The 22,610-nt window shown below is 48.1% G+C and carries 16 protein-coding genes; 12 read left to right on the forward strand and 4 right to left on the reverse strand.

Features of this window, described 5'->3' with window-relative positions:
• Positions 1-7: 7 nt before the first annotated feature.
• The 6 genes from dxs (at position 8) to WJM45_RS12790 (ending at position 7,574) form a co-directional block, all read left to right on the forward strand.
• The gene (dxs, locus tag WJM45_RS12765; RefSeq protein WP_341325482.1) at positions 8-1,870 is read left to right on the forward strand and encodes a 1-deoxy-D-xylulose-5-phosphate synthase; all 1,863 of its coding nucleotides are present in this window, start codon (positions 8-10) and stop codon (positions 1,868-1,870) included.
• Between the two features lie 756 nt (positions 1,871-2,626).
• Complete coding sequence (gene soxY / locus WJM45_RS12770) at positions 2,627-3,097, forward strand: thiosulfate oxidation carrier protein SoxY (protein WP_341325483.1); 471 nt, start codon at positions 2,627-2,629, stop codon at positions 3,095-3,097.
• Between the two features lie 184 nt (positions 3,098-3,281).
• Positions 3,282-3,602, forward strand: coding sequence for a thiosulfate oxidation carrier complex protein SoxZ (gene soxZ, locus WJM45_RS12775; protein ID WP_341325484.1), 321 nt, complete (start codon positions 3,282-3,284; stop codon positions 3,600-3,602).
• Positions 3,603-3,994: 392 nt separating this feature from the next.
• Positions 3,995-4,825 (forward strand): sulfur oxidation c-type cytochrome SoxA, encoded by an 831-nt coding sequence (soxA, locus tag WJM45_RS12780; protein ID WP_341325485.1) that lies wholly within the window; start codon positions 3,995-3,997, stop codon positions 4,823-4,825.
• A complete protein-coding gene (gene glp, locus WJM45_RS12785) occupies positions 4,822-6,081 on the forward strand; it encodes a gephyrin-like molybdotransferase Glp (protein WP_341325486.1) in 1,260 nt (419 codons plus the stop codon). The genes soxA and glp overlap by 4 nt, the downstream gene beginning before the upstream one ends.
• 164 nt (positions 6,082-6,245) lie before the next feature.
• Positions 6,246-7,574 (forward strand): hypothetical protein, encoded by a 1,329-nt coding sequence (locus tag WJM45_RS12790; protein WP_341325487.1) that lies wholly within the window; start codon positions 6,246-6,248, stop codon positions 7,572-7,574.
• A gap of 248 nt (positions 7,575-7,822) precedes the next feature.
• Here WJM45_RS12790 and hpnR read toward each other — a convergent pair whose 3' ends face one another.
• A complete protein-coding gene (gene hpnR / locus WJM45_RS12795) occupies positions 7,823-9,382 on the reverse strand; it encodes a hopanoid C-3 methylase HpnR (RefSeq protein ID WP_341325488.1) in 1,560 nt (519 codons plus the stop codon).
• A 157-nt stretch (positions 9,383-9,539) separates the two neighbouring features.
• Here hpnR and WJM45_RS12800 point away from each other — a divergent pair, with 157 nt between their 5' ends.
• Together WJM45_RS12800 and WJM45_RS12805 are read left to right on the forward strand one after the other, a co-directional pair.
• Positions 9,540-10,793 carry a hypothetical protein gene (locus tag WJM45_RS12800; protein WP_341325489.1) on the forward strand — a complete coding sequence of 418 codons (1,254 nt, stop codon included), beginning with the start codon at positions 9,540-9,542 and terminating at the stop codon, positions 10,791-10,793.
• Between the two features lie 244 nt (positions 10,794-11,037).
• The gene (locus WJM45_RS12805; protein ID WP_341325490.1) at positions 11,038-11,223 is read left to right on the forward strand and encodes a hypothetical protein; all 186 of its coding nucleotides are present in this window, start codon (positions 11,038-11,040) and stop codon (positions 11,221-11,223) included.
• Between the two features lie 397 nt (positions 11,224-11,620).
• Here WJM45_RS12805 and WJM45_RS12810 read toward each other — a convergent pair whose 3' ends face one another.
• A complete protein-coding gene (locus WJM45_RS12810; protein WP_341325491.1) occupies positions 11,621-13,867 on the reverse strand; it encodes a fused MFS/spermidine synthase in 2,247 nt (748 codons plus the stop codon).
• 386 nt (positions 13,868-14,253) lie between these two features.
• On the opposite strand from WJM45_RS12810, the gene WJM45_RS12815 reads away from it, so the two are divergent.
• The gene (locus tag WJM45_RS12815) at positions 14,254-15,534 is read left to right on the forward strand and encodes a hypothetical protein (protein WP_341325492.1); all 1,281 of its coding nucleotides are present in this window, start codon (positions 14,254-14,256) and stop codon (positions 15,532-15,534) included.
• A 536-nt stretch (positions 15,535-16,070) separates the two neighbouring features.
• Here the strand turns inward: WJM45_RS12815 and WJM45_RS12820 are convergent.
• The gene (locus WJM45_RS12820; RefSeq protein WP_341325493.1) at positions 16,071-17,087 is read right to left on the reverse strand and encodes an IS110 family transposase; all 1,017 of its coding nucleotides are present in this window, start codon (positions 17,085-17,087) and stop codon (positions 16,071-16,073) included.
• 705 nt (positions 17,088-17,792) lie between these two features.
• The gene (locus WJM45_RS12825; RefSeq protein ID WP_341325494.1) at positions 17,793-18,857 is read right to left on the reverse strand and encodes an OmpA family protein; all 1,065 of its coding nucleotides are present in this window, start codon (positions 18,855-18,857) and stop codon (positions 17,793-17,795) included.
• Between the two features lie 596 nt (positions 18,858-19,453).
• Here WJM45_RS12825 and WJM45_RS12830 point away from each other — a divergent pair.
• The 3 genes from WJM45_RS12830 to WJM45_RS12840 are packed head-to-tail and all read left to right on the forward strand — an operon-like array spanning position 19,454 to position 22,482.
• Positions 19,454-21,232 (forward strand): NAD(P)H-dependent oxidoreductase subunit E, encoded by a 1,779-nt coding sequence (locus WJM45_RS12830; protein ID WP_341325495.1) that lies wholly within the window; start codon positions 19,454-19,456, stop codon positions 21,230-21,232.
• Between the two features lies 1 nt (position 21,233).
• Positions 21,234-21,950: a 2Fe-2S iron-sulfur cluster-binding protein gene (locus WJM45_RS12835; protein WP_341325496.1), complete on the forward strand. Its 717-nt coding sequence runs from the start codon at positions 21,234-21,236 to the stop codon at positions 21,948-21,950.
• Positions 21,943-22,482, forward strand: a complete 540-nt coding sequence (locus WJM45_RS12840; protein WP_341325497.1) for an NADP oxidoreductase — start codon at positions 21,943-21,945, stop codon at positions 22,480-22,482. The genes WJM45_RS12835 and WJM45_RS12840 overlap by 8 nt, the downstream gene beginning before the upstream one ends.
• Positions 22,483-22,610: the final 128 nt, after the last annotated feature.

Below are 22,610 nucleotides of genomic sequence, written 5' to 3' on the forward strand. Positions count from 1 at the left end.
AAATACTATGAACCTAGCTAACGACTATCCATTACTGAGCCTGATCGATAAACCGGCGGATTTACGAAAACTGACCAAAACCAATCTGGTTCCGCTTGCGAAAGAACTGCGCGAGTTTTTAACTCACACGGTCAGTATTTCCGGCGGGCATTTCTCGGCAGGCCTCGGCACCGTGGAGTTGACCGTGGCGCTGCATTACGTGTTCGATACGCCGCGCGATCAATTGGTTTGGGATGTCGGCCATCAGGCCTATCCGCATAAGATTCTGACCGGGCGCAAGGAGCGCATGACGACGATCCGCACCCGCGACGGCATTTGCGCGTTTCCGAATCGTGACGAGAGCGAGTACGATGCCTTCGGCGTCGGCCATTCAAGCACGTCGATCAGCGCGGCCTTAGGCATGGCGATCGCATCGGGTTTGCGCGGCGAGGACAAGCACTGCGTCGCGATCATCGGCGACGGCAGCATCACCGGCGGCATGGCCTTCGAGGCGATGAATCATGCCGGTGCGATCGATGCGAATCTACTGGTGATCCTAAACGATAACGATATGTCGATTTCGCCGAATGTCGGCGCGTTGAATAATTATCTGACTAAGATTCTGTCGAGTAAGATTTATTCTTCGGTACGCGAAGAAAGCAAGAAAGTCTTGAGCAGCATGCCGAGCGTCTGGGAACTGGCGCGCAAGACCGAGGAGCACATGAAAGGCATGATCGTGCCGGGCACCTTGTTCGAGGAAATGGGTTTCAATTATATCGGCCCGATCGACGGTCACGATCTGGACATGCTGGTGTCGACGCTGGAGAATCTGAAGCAAATTTCCGGCCCGCGCTTCTTGCATATCGTCACCAAGAAAGGCAAGGGCTATCCGCCGGCGGAGAAAGACCCGCTTGCTTATCACGGCGTCCCGGCCTTCGACCCGAGCCGGGATTGCCTGCCGAAATCGGCTCCTTCTCCGCATCCGACTTATACGCAGGTGTTCGGCCAATGGCTCTGCGACATGGCCGAGCAGGACGAGCGCCTGTGCGGCATCACCCCGGCAATGCGCGAAGGCTCGGGTTTGGTCGCATTTTCCGAACGCTTTCCGAAGCGCTATTTCGATGTCGCCATCGCCGAGCAGCATGCCGTAACCTTGGCGGCGGGCCTGGCTTGCGAGGGCGCAAAGCCGGTCGTCGCTATCTATTCGACATTTTTACAACGCGGCTACGATCAATTGATACACGATGTGGTCTTGCAAGACTTGGATGTATTGTTCGCGCTCGACCGCGCGGGTTTGGTCGGCCCGGACGGCCCGACCCATGCCGGCAGTTTCGATTACACCTACATGCGCTGTTTGCCGAATATGCTGATCATGGCGCCGGCCGACGAGGACGAATGCCGGCAGATGCTCTATACCGGTTATATTCATAAAGGCCCGGCTTCGGTGCGTTATCCGCGCGGCAAGGGTCCTGGCGTGCCGGTCGATTGCAGCATGACCGCCCTACCGATCGGCAAGGCCGAAATTCGCCACCAAGGCGGACGTATCGCGATGCTCGCCTTCGGCAGCATGGTAGCGCCATCGATCGAGGCCGGCAAGCAACTCGGCGCGACCGTCGTCAACATGCGTTTCGTCAAGCCGCTCGATGAAGCGTTGATTCTGGAACTGGCCAAGAGTCACGATGTCATCGTTACGGTCGAAGAAAATGTCGTCGCCGGCGGCGCCGGCAGCGCGGTCAACGAATTTCTGCAAGCGCAAAGAATCATGATGCCGGTGTTGAATATCGGCCTGCCCGACGCCTTCATCGAACAAGGCACGCGCGAGGAATTACTGAGCTATTGCGGATTGGATACACAAGGTATATTGCAGAGCATCAAGCAATTTTGCGCGTGACATCATTGGCGAAAGCCGGCTTTGCTCGATTGACCATAGATAAACCTAAATTCGGCAGTTCAACCATGAAGCACATGAAGTTCATGAAGTATTTCAATAGATTACCTAAACATTGCAGCTAATCTTTCGGGTGAGCGAAAGTTGTTCATAAACGAATGACAAGTTATTGAGTTAACTTCTTATTCTTCATGATCTTCATGGTGAAATGCTTTTTCTAAGATAAAGCACTTCGCCTAGGGGCGAATTCATTGAATTCAGGACAATTAGGACTTCGAAACAAACCGTGGAAGTTGAGCGTCGGTGGCTTTCCCTCACCTAGCGTTAGGTAAGGGACGACGAAGGCGCGCTCCCACGGCGGGCGATTGATACACCGTGGGAGCGATCCCCAGATCGCGATTTCGAGGTCGAAAATGTCAAGCTATAACAAATGGCATCGAGGCCGCATTGGCCAAAAAGTCTAGCCCGAATAGAGCACAGCGCAATCGGGGAAGTTTGAATCCACGCCATCCCCGTATTTCGCTAAGCTGCATACGGGCTACCGTTTGCTGTGAATCGCACACCTAATGCTCTTTCCCAACTTGAAGCTGGAGAAAAATCGGATGTGTGGGTTAGTCGTTTTTAGCTTGATGCGCATGGCAAAGAGTAATTCGTTTATTTCGACAGTCATGGGTATTTCGTCTCCGAAAGCTAAAAGAAATGATTAGAATAGTCGGCATGAAAAATCGCATATTAATCACCTAACCGAACCGAAACTTCATGACTTATTCGCGTAGAAAATTTTTACACCACGCTACAGCATCGGGCTGTTACGTCATAGCCGCTTGTGCAGGACTGATGACTCCGGGACAAGTTTTCGCCGAATGGGCCGAAGACTATTTCTCCCCGGGAAAACTCGAACAAACGCTGGATCGTTTGCTTGCCGGAGCGGGCATTGCCGATTCCGCTGCAATTTCGCTCAACCTACCGTTAATCGCCGAAGACGGCGCAGTCGTGCCGATCAAGGTTGCCAGCACGCTAAGCGATGTCGAAAGCATCGCAATTCTGGTCGAGAAAAACCCGGTACCGCTGGCGGCGATTTTCACATTGTCCGAAAATACCGAACCGTTCGTATCTGCGCAACTAAAAATGGCCGAAACCTGCGATGTTATTGTCGTAATCAAAGCTGGTGATAAGCTCTATAGCGCACGTCAAAAAGTCAAGGTCACGATCGGCGGCTGCGGAGGCTAAGGATTTGGCCGTAAATAACTTCCCTATTTTAAGGAGGGTTCGGTTGCTCGATTGGCAGGTGTCGGCGGCAGGGAAAGCCGCCGTCAAGCCTACACGGACGTATTCACGGCGTCCTGCCAAGCGAGTGACCGAACCCTCAACAAGGCTCATAGTTCCAGGACATTATTTATCACGAAATCCTAACATGACCAAAACCAAAATTCGCCTCAACGCCAAAAACGACAAAACCGAATTGAAAATCTTGATCGCGCATCCGATGGAACACGGTCGCAATCGCGATCCGGAGACGCAAGAATTGATTCCGGCGCATTTCATCAAGACCTTGACGATAAGCCAAAACGGAAAAACGATTTTGAGCGCACAGATGGCCGGCAGCATCTCGAAAAATCCTTATTTTGCCTTTTGGTTGAAAGGCATTGCAAACGGCGACCTGATCCGCGTCGACTGGTTCGACAATCAAGGCCTCAGCGGCAGCGCCGAACAACGACTAGCCGAACCGTCATGAGCAAAGGCTTACGCTTTGTTTATCTATTATTACTGGGGTGCTGATGCAGCACAATGTTTATAGCTTGTTTTTATTACCATGAAGGGCATGAAGATAATGAAGGGAAGAGAATTGAGTGCTTTATGAACTGTCCCAATATCACAGATGAGCTGAATCAATAGATGAACTTAATACATAAATTCAATGTAGTAATACAGCGTTTTCAAGTCCCGTTAATGACTAAAAATATCAAAACAATGGCGGGACTGGAGTGCTGGCTTCGTCTGCGCAGGTAGGTAAAGCCCGCACTCCAGGGGCAATAATGATGACATAGGCTGTTAAGGGTGAGTAACGCATTTAAATTGAAAACGCTGTATCTTCAAGTCCTTCATGCGCTTCATGGTAGAAAATAAATGACATTTTTTGGAATCAGCATCCTATTACTGGGAATCCAGGCCGGATCGGCACTTGCCGACCCGGAACAGGACCGCAAAGCCTTGACCGAACATTACCGGACACTATTTCCTAAATTGACGCTACAGGATTATGCCGACGGCGTTTATGCAATCGACCCCGGCGCCCGGCAATCCTGGCGGGCGATCGAAGAATTTCCGCCGTACGAATGGGCTTTGGAAGAAGGTAAAACCCTGTTTTCGATACCTTTTTCCAATAGTACACATTATGCGGACTGCCTGCCGAATCGCGGCATCGGCATCGCTCAACTTTATCCGAAGTGGAATAGCGAAACCGGCGAAGTCGTTACGTTGGCAAAAGCCTTGAACGACTGCCGCGAACGAAACGGCGAACCCCCTTTACCCTATCAAAAAGGCGAAATCGCATCTTTGCTCGCTTATTTGGCCTCTACAAGCCGAGGCAAAGCCCTCGCGATCGAAATTCCCGATAGCGACCCGCGCGCCTTGGCCGCCTATCAAGCCGGGAAAGCTTTTTATTACGAACGGCGCGGTCAATTGAACTTCAGTTGCGCGACCTGCCATGTGCAAAACGCCGGTAAACGGCTACGCTCGGAAGTGTTAAGCCCGTCATTGGGGCACACCAGCCATTGGCCGGTCTATCGTTTAAAATGGGGTGAAACCGGCACGCTGCACAGACGCTTTGCCGAGTGTCTCAAACAAGTCCGTGCGGAATCACCCGGCGCACAAAGCGCCCAATTCCGTAATTTGGAATATTTTTTAAGTTATATGGGCAACGGCATCCCGATAAACGGCCCGAGTATCCGCAAATGATCAAAACTCAACCTAGCTGCACAGAAATCTTCGAATCGGGACTAATGCCTTGCGAAGACGCGCTTTCCCGAATTTTAGCCAATCTGCCGACTATTAAGGGCTATCAACGATTGCCGATTGAAAAAACTCGAGGATGCACCTTGTGTGAAGCCGTCTTCTCGACTCTGAATGTCCCTGCGCATACCAATTCGGCTGTCGACGGCTATGCACTGCACAGCTCCGAACTCCCGTCCGAAGGAATCAAACGACTTGCCGTAAAAGGCCTCGCCCTGGCCGGTGTTCCTCATCAACATGTAATCGAGCCGGGCACATGTCTACGCATCATGACCGGCGCTGCTTTGCCTAAGCCGTTCGACACCGTGATCATGCAAGAGCATGTCGAAACCGGGGACGACTTTATCGCCATCGATAATCGGCATAAAGCCGGCGATAACGTTCGCCGCGCCGGAGAAGATATCAAACAAGGTGAAACCGTCTTGGCTCCGGGGCGATACCTCACGCCGCCGGATATCGGCTTACTCGCTTCACTCGGCATTAACGAAATCAATGTCAGACGCCGACTGATCGTCGCGATCGCCTCGACCGGCAACGAAATTTTTGCTCCGTTTGAAACGCCCGGCGAAGGCGGCATCTATGATAGCAATCGTTATAGCCTCTTAGCGGCACTGGACAGACCCGATATCGAAGTCGTAGATCTCGGCATTATCGAAGACGACCCCGATGCTTTATTGAAGCGTTTTAACGAAGCAGGCCGTTATGCCGACCTCATCATCTCATCAGGCGGCGTTTCGGTCGGAGAGGCCGACTTCACGAAAACGGCCCTGCTAAAATCAGGGCAAGTCGACTTCTGGAAAGTCGCAATCAAACCAGGTAGGCCCTTGGCATTCGGGCGCATCGGAAATGCCGCATTTTTCGGCTTACCGGGAAATCCGGTCGCGGTATTGGTCACCTTTTATTATTTCGTTTTACCGGCCTTGGAAAAAATGCTAGGCATCGTCGATAAGCCGATCGCCCCAACAATCATCGCGCGTACAACCGAAAAACTACGCAAAAAACCGGGACGAACCGAAATACAGCGCGGCATCCTCAGCCGCGATCAAGATGGCGACTGGATCGTCAGAACCACCGGCAAACAAGGCTCGGGAATTTTGATGTCGATGAGCAAAGCCAATGCGTTTATCATTTTGAATCATCAAGATACATCTAAATCCGCCGGCGACTGGGTCACCGTAAGACCCTTTTGCGGCATGTTTTAACCCCCTCCAAATAAATTATTAGATATTTAATGTCAATTCTGTTAGATTTGCAATTGACTTTCATCTAAACGCATGCTAGGTCATAGGATCTCATGACAACTCAGCCTTGCTGTTGTCACGGCAAATGGACACATCCAAAAATTATTACAATAAAGGGGGTAGCTATGATTACCGACGAAATTATGATCACCATGGCCGCTACACTGTCGACCACATTGATTATTATGCTTCTAGCGATAAGAAACACCGTACATAAAAAACGACTCAGAAGAAGCCTCGATTGGCTCGAAACCGCCAAACATTCGAAATACGATACGGCACATTTCCAAGATTTAAAAAACGGCATCGACCCTGCTTACATCTATGGCGGCAACTCAAGCACCTCAACTTTTAAGTTATCGCTGAAAATTTCCTTCGGCATTGCCGTATTATTGGGATTTTCTTGGTGGACTTTTCAGTTATTCACGAAAGGCGTTTTGATTTGGGCTGCGGTTTCGGGTTTATTTGCCGTGATCGGCTTGATTCTGCCGTTTCTGATATGGCGACAGGTTATGCAACGGGAAGAAATCAAAGGCAGGGCGGGACGAATACTCAAGCAAATTGAAAAAAACCTCAAGGAATCTCACGCTGAAACATCCCAACAAAGTCGCAAACCCGATACATCCACGGTATCAATAACCGAAAGCGCTCCGGTTAAAGACAATAAAACACGGATTGAACAAAAAATTCCGGTTCCCGAAGATTCGGTATTGAGACGTCACTTATTGTCGCAGTTGCGCGCCGAAGTCGAAGCAACGTTATTTCCGCGTCCGACCGATTGCGTATTGCTACGCCACTACGGGCAATTGGTCGAATCCGAAATACAAAACCGTTTACTTAATCCGGAAGCCTTACAACGTTTTAAACTTATCGATGGCATCGAAATACCCGACGCTGCCACTCCGGCTTCTATTATCGAAGTAAAGCTAAAATCAAGACCCATAGAACACGCAATCGCCGGCACACCTGGCAAATCTGACTCTAAGCACGAAGTCCCCGAGGATAGCATATTGAGAAGACACTGGTTGACGCAACTACGTAGCGAAATCGAAGCGTCGCTGTTTCCGCGCCCGACCGATTGCGTATTGCAACGGCACTATGAGCAATTGATCGAATCCGAATTGGAAAACCGCTTAGTTAATCCGGAAGATTTATCTCTGTTTAAATTCATCGATGGCCGGGAATCGGCACTTGACTCTACCACGTCCCCGAAACCCGAACGCATCGACACGCTAATTATTAAGACCGATTCCAAAGCAAAAAACGAACCTGAACAAATTACAATCCCCGAGGACTCCGTATTACGACGTCATTTTATAAACCAATTACGAAGCAAAATTGAAACAGAAGTCTATCCGCGTCCGACAGAGGCAACTCTGCAGCGCCATTACGATCAACTCATCGAAGCGGAATTAGCCTCGCATTTGAAATGGAACACAAACTGGATCCGGTAGCTATACCCATCGCAGATCAAAATTCGGCACCGGGGTGCCCGTCAAAGGACGCCGTGAATACATCCATGTAGGCTCTATGCCAGCTCCATGCTGGCAAAGCCTTAGCCGAGCACCCCGGCGCCTCCTGAGGCACTGCCGAAATTTGAAGTGCGAAAGGTATAGATCATTATTCCTTTCAAAACATTAGACCGGTAGAGACAGTCGACTCGTCTCTACCGGAATATCTGCCAAACCGATAACGAATACCGTCAAGACTCGCTCAAAGCGCCCCGGCTTTCATCGACAAATTTTTCGGTATCGTCATCCAACTGGCGGCTCGTCCGCCCTAACGGCTCATGAACATACAGCGACTTGGATAAGGCCTTGGCGCTGGAAAATTTAGTGTCTTTAACCGGCGGCTTCATTTGATATTTAACCGGCATTTGATGGTCCGCCAATTGCAATGCCGGATTGAATACTTTATCGAATTTAAACAGATTCTTCGCAAAGTTCGTTTGGCCTCGCATTAAATTGCCGACCAAGACCTTCGTCACATCGCGCATGGCCGCCCACCCCATGTGCTTAGTAAACATCACACGCTGAGTTTCGACCAATTCCGCATAAAACTCCTCTATCGGTAAGCGAGTCGGCAGCACCGCATGCTGAATATCGAACAATCGATAATCGCGAGTCGTCAAATTACGCGACTCGGTCAGCCAACTTTCGGTTCCCGGATAAGGCGTATTGACGCTGATATTAACGATTTCAGGCACTTCTTTACACCACTCCCTGACCACACGGAAACGCTCATGATCCCAGTCGGTATCGGCGATGATATTGATCGCGACATTGATACCCAGAGTCCGAGCAAACTCCAAAGCCTCGAAATTACGACTTAAATCAATACGTTTACGATATTTTTCGAGCCCGTCCTCATCGATCGACTCGATACCCAAGAACATGTAGCTCATCCCGAGTTCCTTCCAGAACTTGAAGACATCTTTGTTACGCAGCAACACATCGCCGCGCGTTTCCAGATAATATTCTTTCTTAATGCCTTTCCGAGCCAAGGCCTCGCCGATTTCGAAGCCCATTTTTTCTTGAATAAATGCGACATCGTCGACAATAAAAATCCCGGGCTCGCGAATTTTTTCCATTTCTTCGACGACTTTATCAGGGCTCATCACGCGATAACTTCGTCCATAGAATGTCCAAGCGCTGCAGAACGAACAGTCCCATGGGCACCCCCTGGAAAACTCGATTGATGCACAAGGATCCAGCGTGCCGAGAAAATATTTATTACGATGTCGAACTAAGTCTCGAGCCGGCGCAAGATTGTCAAGATCGGGGATAAACGTCGGCTGTCCGCCCTCGCCTTTCATCGTCACCACACCAGGTACATCATGAACGTTTTTCCTGTCTTCCTTGATAGCTTGGAACAACAAAGGAAGTCCCGACTCGCCCTCGCCTTTAAGAATGGCATCGAGACTACCTTCGCTATGTTCCAATAATTCTTCGGCGGTAAACGAGGCGCTATGCCCGCCGATAAAGACAAATCCTTTAGGCAAACGCTCTTTCACGGCTTTGACGAGATCGATAACCTCAGGAACATTGGCCAAATAATTCAACGAGAAACCAACGATATCGGGTTGCCAATCGTCCAGCAGACGAAATAAATCTTGATGAGACTCTACCTGCAAGTCGATCAACCGGGTATCGTAACCTTGCCGCCGTGCCGTTTCGGCAACTTGTTCCAGTCCAAGCGGCTCAAGGCGTAAAAATACCTTGGTATACATTAGCGGGCTAGGATGAACAGCAAGAAATTTCATGTTTTCGACTCCTTATCAGGCCACAGTTATGTTCAACAATTTGTACAAAACTTCCAAAAATAGTATCGACTCACTATAAAAAAACTTACTATAACGGTCAAATTTAATTGCTTTAAACTAACTGGACCGGGTTCAAATATCCGATCTATATAAAACCATGGATCTAATGATAAAACTCACCGTATTCTCGATATTTGTTTTACTGCTTCTGTCTATCACCGCGCTGGTATTAGTCGTGGAAGATGAACCTAAGCTAAGAGAAAGGCCCGATATCACTCCCGAGCAAATCGCCCGAGGAAAACAAATTTTTGAACAAAACGACCCGCGACGCCTAAGAACAGGCACGATAGCAAGGGTAAGCATTGAACAGAGGGATCTGGACTTAGCCGTCAATTATTTCGTCAATCAATATATAGGCGGCGTTGCCGGCTTAACAATCAGACAAGGTCGAGCCATCATTGAAAGCACCTTAAAATTACCCTCAAATCCACTGGGCAATTATTTAAATGTAACAATGGAACTCAAGCAAACCCATAGCCTTCCTGAAATCGACCATCTATCGCTGGGCAAATTAAAAATACCCGGACTCATAGCAAATAACATAAGCAAAAGTATTTACAGCCTTATGCTGCCGGATGCCGATTGGAAGGCGCTTCAAGCCATGATCAGAAAGGTCGGATTCATCAATAAACGGATGATCGTGACTTATAAGTGGCATGAAAATTTACCGACCAAACTCAGCGGCGCTTTTTTACCCGAACAAGAACAGCATCGAATAGAAGTTTATCAGCAACGCTTGGTAATGCTAACGCGCGCATCCAAAAGGCAGTTGAGCTTGACCGAACTCACACAACCCTTATTCCAATTGGCAAACGAACGCAGTCGCAGAGGCGACCCGATTGGAGAAAACCGTGCCGTCATCCTGGTGCTAACGTTATTTGCCAACCGTTTAACGCTGAATAAAATTATTCCTTCATTGAAAAGCCATTATCGTCCGATTTGGCGAACCGTCACTCTCAATCTACGCAACGATTTAAGCAAACATTATCTAGTGTCGGCTACGCTTGCCGCCTATGCCGGAACTCCATTGGCAGATGCCATAGGATTATATAAAGAACTGGAAGATTCGAGAGGCGGCAGTGGCTTTTCATTCATCGATATGACCGCTAATCGGGCCGGCACGCTCATGGGCGAACTCGCCGTGCAAAATCCATCACAAGCCAGAAAAATTCAAGAATTTATGACCACGGCCCAAGAGCGCGACATCATCCCCGAAACGGTCGACTTGCCCGAATATCTTGCAGAACAAGCATTTAATCGACTCTACGGCGGCTTAGAAGGCGCCGCCTATCAGAAAATGGTACAACAAATAGAGCATCGAATCGCCCAATTACCGATTAACAAACAATAAACAGCGTTTCGATTCCCCCCCCTAACCTAACGTTCATAAAGGACAAAAGAATGTTTTGGAACAGGTTTTAACTGTTCAATACCCTAGTAGGTTACGCTTTACATACCATGGCAACCCATACGCATCAAGCTAAAAACAGCCAACCTACATCAAGCTCTTTCCCAAGCTGGAGCTTGGGAAAGACACACCCCGGAAGCTCATAAGCGCCAACTTAGCGCTCATTCTATGGTGCATTTGCCGCTTTATGAAAAACAACACCGGTTCCGAGGAGGGTGCGGTTGCTCGACCGACAGGCGTCGGCGGCAGGGATAGCCGCCGCCGAGCCTACATGGACGTATTCACGGCGTCCTATCGGGCGAGTGACCGCATCCACCACAGTTTGCACTTTCATTTGCCTGACGATTGCCGGGCCTTCATGAACGTTACTTAAGTTGGCGCCAATGCCCCGGAAGCTCCCCCTTCGACAAGGCTCTCCTGAGCGCAGCCGACGGGCTCAGGGCAAGAGCTTCCTGAGACCGACACAACCTCCGAGCATTCTCAATCAGCCCCCGACTCGCTCGCTCAATCTTCTTTGAATGTCGCCCCCTGTGTCGGAAAACAGGAGCTGGCTAACAGCATATTTTAGTCTATGTGACCTCAATGCCATTTATTGTAACTTGGTGTTAACGGTCTCGAAGTCGCGATCTGGGAATCGCTCCCACAGTGTATCCGCCTTCCTCTGAGGCTGCGACTCCTTCATCGCCCCTCACCTAACGCTAGGTGAGGGGCCGAGCACCCCCGGCGCCTTCTTAGGCACTGCCGAAATTTGAAGTGCGAAAGGGCATAGCTTATTTCCAAACGCTCATAATGCTAGTGAAATCGTCCGTCCATGAACGAGCATCGGCGTAATGGGGCACTTTTTGCCAATTATGCTGCAAGTCGGCATTGACTAAAGGTAGAAGGTCCGCTTCTTTTCGAGCCAGAATGGCCCAATCCGATCGATAAACAAAAGGAATATTTTGCTCAGGCCTGAATTCTTGCAGCAACAGCGTCAATCCCAATTTTTCCGCATGATCCGCCAACACCTTCTTCAACTCCAGATAACGATTGGAAATGTGGAAAACCAACAAGCCGTGATTTTCCAGTCTGGAAAAATACAACTCCAAAGCTTCCTTGGTGAGCAAATGGGTCGGTATCGAATCCGAAGTAAACGCATCGATAACCAATAAATCAAAAGGATTCGATTGATTTTCCAATGTGATTCTGGCGTCCCCGATTTGAATATCGTAACCGCTGATACAATCCGTTAAATAAGTAAAATACTCTGGGTTCGTTGCGATCTGCACAACGGCCGGATCGAGTTCGAAAAATGTCCAGTGTTGAGACGCTTTGGCGTAACCGGCCATTTCTCCAGCTCCAAGACCGACAACGCCTATCCGCCAAGCGTTGTTTTGGTTGTTGTAATTCGCAAAAATGGAACCCAAAGGCCCTTGCGGACTGTAATAGCCGTTCGGCGTGCATTGCCGATTGACATCGTTCAACAACTGCAAGCCATGCCGGGTTGTGCCGCTATAAATTTCATGCAATGTGTGCGTATTGTTGTCGACATTGAGATCCGAAATTTTCTTGACCGACAATACGCCATAAAAATTTCGGCTTTGATGCAAGAGCTGGTCTCCGCCTTGATGTTTTTCCGGCGCCGCACAGGACAACACCAACAGTCCAACCAAAGGAAAATACAACGAATTTTTTTTAAATAGAAAGTAGGCTGCACCCATTAAAGCAATGATCGCAAAACTAATGAGAAATGCATCGTCCAGTTGTTTGACACTGATCGATAAAATGACCGCAAACGTAATGAAGTAAGCGCTAAAAATAATTTTCGCCAAATGTTCCTTAACATACTGACCAATGCCATTGATCGGGTTCAACAACAATGCGCAAACAATCATCAGTGGATATTCGTAAATCGAGCTGAATATAAACGGCGCGATAAAGCTGTTAAAAATACCTCCGAGCATCCCGCCGAAAGACATGATTAAATAATATTGAGTAAGATAGTTTGTCGAGGGGCGTTTCTTTGCTAACTCCCCATGACATACCATGATGGATATAAAGAAAACGAATAAATGAATCAATAATTCGACTGAAAAAGAGGCCAGTTTTTGATTCGAAAAGTAGTAAATCAAAAAGGGCGCGACCAGCCAGGGCTGTATCAATAATATTTTTTTATGAATCGTCGTGCCGTAGCCGGAAAATACCAAAATAAATGAGAACAAATACAAGGCTAAAGGAATAACCCATAACAACGGCACCGTGGCAATATCGATGCTGATGAAATTAGTCGTGCCCAATAATAAACTGGAAGGCACAAACGCCAATAATAACCATTGAATTTGTAATTTCAGCTCAGGCTTTTCGACTAGATTAACCCTTGATGCCTTGTTGACTGCAGGCTGAAAGTGCTGCTGTTTCAGAACTAGCATACACAATGCAATCAAGCCTATCAGCACAAGAAAGCCCGCACTCCAATATTGCTGTTGCTGGCTAATACCGATGGCGGGCTCCAGTAAAAAAGGATAGCTCAATAACGCGATCAAGCTGCCGGCATTACTGGCGATCGAAAGATAATAAGGGTCGTTACTGGTCTGGTGGCCGATTTTTGAAAACCACTTTTGCAATAAGGGCGAGTTAGTGGACAACACGAAAAACGGCAAACCTATCGACACAAATAGAGTCGACAACAACCAAATACTGGGATTTTCCGAACTGGGCGGCCTACTACCCTCAGAGATACTTACCGGAAGGAAATAAAGACTGATAAGCAGTATCGAAAGGTGGATGGCAAGATGCTTTCGATAACCAAAGCGAGTTGAAAGAAAATGGGCATAAAGATAACCCAAAAAGAGGATGCTCTGATAAAACACCATACAGGTATTCCATACGGATGCAGAGCCGCCCAATAAAGGCAAAAGCGCTTTCCCAAACATTGGTTGTAAAACAAACATTAAAGAAGCACTGCTGAATAATGTCAACGCGAACAAGAAGATAGGAAAATTGTCGCGTCTGATTTCACTATGATGTGTAATGTCCATACGCCCCCCCTAAATAACTAATTTACGGTGAAAATTAAGTTTTGACCGGATTAACCTCTAATTTGGCAATAATTATCGACAGGCTTATGGGCGTGTCGGACGAGTATTTCTTGACTGCATTGGTTGGATATTATGATCGATTTCACATTTTTTCAAGTCCTTGATTAAAAAAACTTACCTTTCCGCGCAATAACTAAATAACTTATTGTTTTTATTGATTCTAGTTAAGCCGACAGAAAAGCGCTCATGTCCGCTACATGACAATAACCTTAAGTTTCTTGCGGATAGGGCTTGCATAAAAAAAGCTAAAGCGTTATTTATTTAATAACTCAAGCGGCAACACCTCTTTTCTATAATAAACCTAACAATTTAAGAGGTAGTAGACTATGAAAACAACACTAATCCTGACGGTTACACTGATTATCGGTGTCATAGCGTACTTGGTTTACCGTCCCAACACTCATGATACCTCATCGGACTATACCGTTCTTCAGCATGTAGAAGCATGCAAGGCTGAGCTTGGGATCACCCGAAAATTGCCGGTACTCTCATGTTTAGACGGCACACAAGTGCCTATCTATGTCGACAAAAAAGAAATTCAAGAAGATAACTGGGAAAAACTCCTCTCCAATTCCAAAAGATGCGACAACCCTCATTGGCTAGGCGGCGATATGGGCTGCTGGACTTATTCGCATTTACAAATTAAGCAACTCGATGACGACAACATCATGGTGCTCAACTGCCGGCAAAAAGGGAATCAATTCGAAAAAGATTGGTTTCGGAAAACCAAAGCAAATTTAGGCATGAACCAGCAGCAAAGAAAAGAACGCTTTGAGAAAGCGTCTAGCACTGAGAAAACCGAACTTTATTACCTCTACAATACTTTTAACGATATCGGCATTATCCTGCGGAATACAAAAACAGGAAAAAGTTGTTATCTCACTCAATATGGCGAAGCAGTGGTCGGTTTTTTGCCGCCCCTTGATACCCCCCTTCCTAGCAAGAACGATTATTTAAATCAATACAATCCGGAGCAAGCAAGACCACCGAAAGACTTTCCGCAGGATCTTTGGTACCGCGATGCCAACCAGGCTTTTAAATCGCCGGCGTTTACCGCGGAAGCCGGTTGCGTTGCCTGCCACAATGCACACGGCGTCAAATACAGTCCATACATCAATTCAAAACACGGCCTACCGGATATTTACACGATGGCGCCTTTACCCTTTTTAGCGGTTGGCAAGCCTTTTCAAAACTTCTTTAACAATCATAATATTCTCCAGATTACAACCGACCCTATAGACGGTGAACCACAACTATGTACTCAGTGCCATAAAATGACGACCTCCGGAACTTGCGGTTATAGTTTTGAATTTGCCACCGGTCATCCCGACAAAACGCTGAGCACCTGGCTAACTTCGGGTCCGAACGAAAGAAACTGGATGCCGCCTATTGCCGCAGCCCCAGCCCTGATAAAAAAACATGTCGCCGCGATGAAATGCTGTTGCGACAACCCTCAGTCTCAAGGATGCAAGACCCGCAAATTCGGTCCGACTCTTGCCGACCTTCCTAAAGGTTTCCATGAAGGCAAAGGTTGGGTTAGCGGCCAAGAGCCTGGCCTTTGTAAAGACATCATGGAGTCCTACCAATGGAATGCCGATAAGTTTTGATATCTCTGTTACTTCTCGCACATCACATCGACCCAAAACCTTCCAATGCCGGGTCGCAATACCCGCCTGGCCTTGGATTATTTGCGCATGACTAAAACTCAACACAACGAGGCCCGACCTAGGTGCGCGATGCGCACCCTACACTTGGCGCCTAATAGCCTTATATGGACTCCTCGTTTATTGCAAGCCAAGTTTTCAAAAAATGATGTCAAAACAGAGATCAAGATTGCAGCCATATATCCGGTCTCTCAACAGAGGCTTTATTGCCTCAGGACTCCTGATGAATCTATCCGCGCGCCTATTCCTCAACCATCGTAACGGTTTCTTAAGAACCTATGAGTATATCGGGTTGTAAAAGCACCGGTCTGACCTGTTGTTGTCATCAATGATTGTCTACTTGCCTCCGCAATCTTGTGTACTCGGTTAAATCAATCGCACTCATCAGGGTTATCCACGCTTTGTCCACGGGCGGAGAGCTCTCTTCTCTAGCTCGGAGCCGGTGGGCAAAGGGTGGATAACCCGGCCCGAAGCCCGCGTTAGGCAGGCGCCCCTTGATAAGCTTCATTTTTCGTGGTCATTGCCCACAAGATGCGGGCGTTTTTGTTGGCCAGGGCAACCGCGGCCTTGTTAAAGCCGCGTCGCTCGACCAGCGACTGCAGCCACCGGCTGAGTTGATCTGTTTTGCCAGCACAGTTTTTGACCACCGCGCGTGCACCATGAATTAAGTTGGTTCGGATATAACGATTACCCCGTTTACTGATCCCCAGATAGCGGGGTTTATCGCCGCTGCTATGCTGCCCGGGAACCAGGCCCAGACTCGCCGCATAATCTCGGCTACTGGTATAGCCTTTGCCGTCCCCGATATCAGATGCCACAATCGTGGCGGTGATCGGACCCACCCCGGGAACATCCAGCATGCGCCGGCTTAATGCATCGGCTTGACTGAGCCTGCCCAGCCGTTTGTCTTGCTCCTTAATCACCTTATCCAATTCTCTCAACCGCTCAGCTTGCTCCGCAATCAGCTCTCGACACAGCGCTGTTAGTCCGTTCTCGGCATCTTCTAAAATATCAGGCAATTGTTTTCTGACTTGATCGACCCCTTTGTGAATGGCAATGCCGCGCTCCAGCAAGGCTCCACGAATCTGATTCACTACAGCAGTTCGTCGTTTGACCAGATCCTGGCGTAGATTATGAAGCAGTTGCATATCTTGCTGTACCTCGGTTTTGATCGACACCACCCGCTTATTGGGCCGGCCGACCGCATCAAAAATCGCTTGGGCATCGTTAAAATCATTCTTGTTGCCGACCAAGAAGCTCTTGACAAACTTCGCGTTCAATAACATCACTTCATGGCCCAGTTTAGTTAATTCTCTAGCCCAATAATGGCTACTGCCGCACGCCTCGATACCAATCGTGCTGACCGGATAATTGGCGAAGAAGGTCAAGACTTGCGCCCGTTTGAGTTTTTTCTTGATGACTTTATTATCCGCATTCAACGTATACAGATGAAAAATGTTCTTTGCGATATCTAAACCAATTACGCTAGTATTCATCTCGGACTCCTCTTGTTTTGTTTTTTACTAAGGTGCTATTTGACACCAACAGAGTGAGAGGAGTCCATATCATCATCGCAGATCAAAATTCGGCGCCGGGGTGTCCGTCAAAGGACGCCGTGAATACATCCCTGTAGGCTCTATGCCAGCTCCATGCTGGCAAAGCCTTTGCCGCACACCCCGTCGCCTCCTCAGCCACTGCCGAAATTTGAAGTGCGAAAGGTATAACACCATTAATTTCAAAAATATTTCAGTTAATGCTGTTACCCAAGCTCTAGCTTCCCGACAATCAAGAAAGATTGAACGAGCGAGCGAGCGAGTCGGACTTGATTGAGAATACGCGGAAGTTGTGTCGGTCTCAGGAAACTCTTGCCCTGAGCCCGACGGCTGCGCTCAGGAGAGCCTTGTCGAAGGCTTGCCCTGAGCGCAGCCGAAGGGGAAGCTTCCGGGGTGTCTTTCCCAAGCTGGAGCTTGGGAAAGAGCGAGATGTGGGTTGGTCGTTTTTAGCTTGACGCGTATGGGTGGATGTAAAAGCCAGCCCAAATATAAAAAAAACCCGCTCGAAAGCGGGTTTTTATTGTTCGAAAGCGATGAAAGAAAATTACTTAACCCAGCCCTAACATTTATCGAGCATAAGCAATTGAAAGCTAATAATAATTTTCAATATCATAATCCATCGTCACTACAAGAGTTGTTAAGGCTGGGTTAATTTTCCATCCAAATCAATTCTACACGGCGATTTTGCACCCGACCTTCTTCAGTTCTATTATCGGCAATAGGACGATTGGGGCCGAAACCTTTAGCGTGCATACTGTCGGTTACCCCTTTAGCTTTCAGGTAATCAACAACCGATTGCGACCGGCGCTCAGACAATCTCATGTTGTAGTTGTAGCCACCTTCGCTACTGGTATGACCTTGAACTTCAATTTCTTTTTCTTGTGGATAGGCAATCAACTTTTCAGCGACTCCATCTAAAATTATCTTTGCTTGTTCGGTCAGTTCGGCAGAATCGAATCTAAAGTTAACGCCTTTGAGCTCGATACTGATAGGGCAACCCTGCGCATCGACCTTGCTACCGGAAATAGTCCCCGGGCATTTATCCAAACAATCGTTGACGCCGTCACCATCCGAATCCAGGTTCGAACAATCCGGAGCAGCCGGCTCGGGTTCGAATTTAACGGGTGTAACAGCGGCTCTCGGTTTTTCTCCGAACGGAATCACAAAGCCGACATTGACGGTCATGTCATGAAATTCCTCGGTACCAGGACGCAGATTGGCGTTGAAGTTATTGTTGTAACGGTAACGCACATCACTACGAAGCAAAAAGTTATCATGCAATTCATAAGTAAACCCGGCACCGCCTTCGCCGGTAATCGAAGCTGCGCTGTTGCCAGGCACGCTGGTATTCATGCCGCCGATGCCGGCAACGATATAGGGCGAAAAGGTATCGCGAAAAAAGTAATATTGCAGATCCGCCGAACCGCCGGTTAAATCCCAACGCCCTTTGGTTTGACCTGTTTCGGCGTTATTGTAGCCGCTGAAACCTTGGTAGAAGCCCCTCAACTCTACGTTGAAGTGTTCGTTGAGCATTTTCCCGAAGCCCATACCGCCGCCCCAACCGTCTTTAGCGCCGCGGTCGCCGCCTGATTTGATGAAGGTGCCGAATGGCGCAACATACCAGCGCTCATCCTGTAGTTCTTCGGCCCAAGCCGAAGGAGTGGCGACAAATCCTGCCAATAAAGCACTAGCCATTAATTTTTTTAAACACATAACAACCTCTAAACTGAATAAAAACCTTTAACAATCCGGGGTTCTCGATAGAAATGACCGATATGAAAAATGTTTACTTTTTAAGAAAAACTCAAGTTGCATGCAATTTAAACCAAGTCCGTTGTATTTTTACAACAAAGACCTGTCGTATTTATACACTTCAAGTGTACATAGTTTACATCATTATTTTTTCCATCAACACAATTTTTTATTAAAAAATATTATTTATCAATAACTACAGCCCCTTACTTTAATATTTTTTTTAACTAATTAAATGTTTTGTTATCGCCACGCCGAGATTGTATTTTTTTCGCAACAATAGACAAAATAACAGGCTTTTGTATGCCGTGAATGTTTCAGCTTATTCACGAAAATTTTGAGCACCAATGAATCCGGAATCGTACCTTTCAACGGAGAGTGCTAGGTTATGGCAACCCAAAAAACCCATATTTTATGGTGTTCAACTGACAAACCATGCTGAAATTACCCACATTCGAAAACACTGTGTTCACTCTATGTAATGGTATTTTTTTTAATATTGGCATATAGTTGAACTTAAGCTCCTCCGTCATAACCCAGTGCAGCAGAGAGACACCATGGAATCGTTCATTCAAAATCTCGTTGAAACCCACGCAAGGCGCCCAACTCGGCTTTTAGCAATATTACGCGCCGTTCAGGCGCGATACTTCCATATCCCGAACCAAGCCATTCGATTGCTATCCAAGGAATTAAATATTCCAACAACTCGCATTATCGGCGTCATTGAATTTTATAGCTTTCTTCATTTAACGCCGCGCGGACGTTACGATATATTGATTAGCGATTCGATTACCGATCACATGCTCGGCAAACACAATTTGATGGACTATCTATCTAACAAACTTTCCGTGTCGCCCGGCAGCGTTCGTGAAGACGGATTGATCAGTTTGGATAATACTTCATGCACCGGCATGTGCGATCAAGGCCCCGCCGGACTGATCAATGGCCGCGCGATCACTCGCCTTGACCGACCTAGAATCGACGCGATCGCACAATTGATCGACGAACAAAAAGCACTTGACGACTGGCCCAAGGAATTCTTTGAGGTCAGCGATAACATCTATCAATCCGATTTGCTATTGAGCAGTCGCCTAACTGCCGGAGAAGGCCTCCAAGCGACTTTCGCACGCGGCCCAAAAGAAACGCTATCGGAAGTCGATAAATCCGGACTCAGAGGGCGAGGCGGCGCAGGCTTTAAAACGGCAATGAAATGGCGATTTTGCTCCGAAGAATCGGAACAAGAACGCTATGTAGTCTGCAATGCCGATGAAGGCGAACCCGGAACATTCAAAGACCGAGTATTACTGAATAGCTATGCCGACCATGTTTTCGAAGGCATGACTATTTGCGCGGCACTAATCGGCGCCAAGCAGGGTTTTCTGTATCTACGCGGCGAATATCTTCATCTTTACCAAAAATTGGAAAACATTCTCGAACAACGCCGTCAGGCCGGTTTGCTCGGTAACGATATTCTCGGCAAAGGCCTAAATTTCGATATCGAGATCTGTCTCGGCGCCGGCGCCTATATCTGCGGCGAGGAGTCGGCATTAATCGAATCGCTCGAAGGCAAATGCGGTATTCCGCGAAATCGTCCGCCCTACCCTGTTTCCCAAGGCTATTTAAACAAGCCCACTGTCGTCAACAACGTTGAAACTTTCGCGGCCACCGCCAACATTGCCTTACACGGAGGCGCTTGGTTCGCGGATAAAGGCACGGAAAAATCCCAAGGCACCAAGGTTCTTAGCATTAGCGGCGACTGTCTACGTCCCGGCATTTACGAATATCCGTTTGGCGTTACGGTACGGAAAATTCTGGAGGATTGCGGCGCCCACGATGTACTTGGCGTTCAAATCGGCGGGCCGTCCGGCACCTTTATTTCCAACCAGGAACTCGATCGCATACTAGGATTCGAGGATTTAGCCACGGGTGGCTCGTTCATCGTGTTTAATTCGACACGCAACATTCTCGACATCGTGCGTAATTTCACTGATTTCTTCGCGCATGAAAGTTGTGGTTTTTGCACACCTTGCCGTGTCGGCACGTCGTTATTGAAAAAACAACTCGACAAGATCGTCGACGGCCACGGTTCGGCCGGTGATGTGGTTGCCCTTGAAGAATTGACCCGCCTGGTTAAAAACCATAGCCATTGCGGCTTAGGCCAAACGGCGGCCAATCCGATCATTCATACCTTGGAAAGGTATCCCGACTTATATCAAAGCCAATTGAAAAAAATCAGTTACGAGCCCGGCTTCGATTTAAACGCTTCCCTTGAAACTGCCAGACGCATGGCAAACCGTAATGATGCAGGGGCACATCTAGCCCAGGTGGAGGAATAGCATGAGCAAAACATTTACCTTGGACGGCAAGCCCATTCCATTCGAAGATGGACAAACCATCATGGATGCCGCTACTGCGGCCGGCGTTTATATTCCGCATCTATGCCATCACCCGGAATTCACGCCGCACGGTAGCTGTAAGCTATGCAACGTTAATGTCAATGGCCGCACATGTTCAGCTTGTACATTCCCGGCAACAGAAGGCCAAAATGTATTGAGCGAAACGGCCGAAATCAATCAGGACCGCCAAAAAATCACACAAATGCTATTCGTCGAAGGCAATCATTTTTGCCCGTCCTGCGAAAAATCCGGCAACTGCCAATTGCAAGGCGTCGCTTATCATTTGAATATGCTCGACAATCATTTTCCGCACTTTTTCGCGGAACGTAAAATGGATGCGAGCCACCCGGACGTCATGATCGACCATAATCGCTGCATTTTTTGCACTTTATGCGTCAGAGCCAGCCAACAAGCCGACGGCAAAAACGTTTTTGCGATTTCAGGCCGTGGTATTAACAAGCACTTGATTGTTAATTCCGAGTCCGGGCAGTTGAAAGACAGCGATATCGATGCCGGCGACCGAGCCGCGCACATCTGTCCGACCGGAGCGATTCTGATCAAACGAACCGGCTATACAATCCCGATCGGACAACGTATTTACGATCACAAACAAATCGATCAAGTCAGCTTGGAAACGGAGCACGAGAGTCATGACTAATAAAATCAGAGTCGCAACCACATCGCTAGCCGGCTGTTTCGGTTGCCATATGTCGTTTCTCGACATCGACGAACGTATGCTGCAACTCGCCGAGGCGGTCGAATTCGATCGTTCGCCGATTACCGACATCGAACATTGCACGAATTGCGACATCGGTTTAATCGAAGGAGGCGTATGCAATTCGGAAAACGTACATGTATTGCGCGAATTTCGTAAAAACTGCAAAACACTGGTCGCGGTCGGCGCCTGCGCCATCAACGGCGGCTTGCCGGCGATGCGTAATTTCATTCCGCTTGAAGAATGCCTAACCGAAGCCTATTTAGACGGCATCGGCGTCGAAAACCCGCAGATTCCAAGCGACCCGGAGTTACCATTGCTGCTGGACAAGGTTCGCCCGGTGCATGAAATCGTCAAGATCGACTACTTCTTACCGGGATGCCCTCCGTCGGCAGATGTTTTTTGGAAATTTTTAACCGACTTGCTCGAAGGCCGCGAACCCTCGCTGCCATACGAGTTGGTGCATTATGATTGATGTGGATTCTCGCGCTGAGATAATTCGAAAGGATTAATTATTTCCCGCAGAGGCGCAAATGCGCCGAGAACAGCATTATTAAGATTTCGGCAGTCCACAGGGGTTGCTCGATGAACCAACCCTATCAT

Origin of the sequence: Methylotuvimicrobium sp. KM2 (assembly GCF_038051925.1) — a bacterium.
GTDB lineage: Bacteria > Pseudomonadota > Gammaproteobacteria > Methylococcales > Methylomonadaceae > Methylotuvimicrobium.

Bases quoted from the DNA above. Each gene is read 5' to 3' on its own strand.
- dxs (WP_341325482.1), top strand. From the start codon at position 8: ATGAACCTAGCTAACGACTATCCATTACTGAGCCTGATCGATAAACCG.
- soxY (WP_341325483.1), top strand. From the start codon at position 2,627: ATGACTTATTCGCGTAGAAAATTTTTACACCACGCTACAGCATCGGGC.
- soxZ (WP_341325484.1), top strand. From the start codon at position 3,282: ATGACCAAAACCAAAATTCGCCTCAACGCCAAAAACGACAAAACCGAA.
- soxA (WP_341325485.1), top strand. From the start codon at position 3,995: ATGACATTTTTTGGAATCAGCATCCTATTACTGGGAATCCAGGCCGGA.
- glp (WP_341325486.1), top strand. From the start codon at position 4,822: ATGATCAAAACTCAACCTAGCTGCACAGAAATCTTCGAATCGGGACTA.
- WJM45_RS12790 (WP_341325487.1), top strand. From the start codon at position 6,246: ATGATTACCGACGAAATTATGATCACCATGGCCGCTACACTGTCGACC.
- hpnR (WP_341325488.1), bottom strand. From the start codon at position 9,382: ATGAAATTTCTTGCTGTTCATCCTAGCCCGCTAATGTATACCAAGGTA.
- WJM45_RS12800 (WP_341325489.1), top strand. From the start codon at position 9,540: ATGGATCTAATGATAAAACTCACCGTATTCTCGATATTTGTTTTACTG.
- WJM45_RS12805 (WP_341325490.1), top strand. From the start codon at position 11,038: ATGAAAAACAACACCGGTTCCGAGGAGGGTGCGGTTGCTCGACCGACA.
- WJM45_RS12810 (WP_341325491.1), bottom strand. From the start codon at position 13,867: ATGGACATTACACATCATAGTGAAATCAGACGCGACAATTTTCCTATC.
- WJM45_RS12815 (WP_341325492.1), top strand. From the start codon at position 14,254: ATGAAAACAACACTAATCCTGACGGTTACACTGATTATCGGTGTCATA.
- WJM45_RS12820 (WP_341325493.1), bottom strand. From the start codon at position 17,087: ATGAATACTAGCGTAATTGGTTTAGATATCGCAAAGAACATTTTTCAT.
- WJM45_RS12825 (WP_341325494.1), bottom strand. From the start codon at position 18,857: ATGTGTTTAAAAAAATTAATGGCTAGTGCTTTATTGGCAGGATTTGTC.
- WJM45_RS12830 (WP_341325495.1), top strand. From the start codon at position 19,454: ATGGAATCGTTCATTCAAAATCTCGTTGAAACCCACGCAAGGCGCCCA.
- WJM45_RS12835 (WP_341325496.1), top strand. From the start codon at position 21,234: ATGAGCAAAACATTTACCTTGGACGGCAAGCCCATTCCATTCGAAGAT.
- WJM45_RS12840 (WP_341325497.1), top strand. From the start codon at position 21,943: ATGACTAATAAAATCAGAGTCGCAACCACATCGCTAGCCGGCTGTTTC.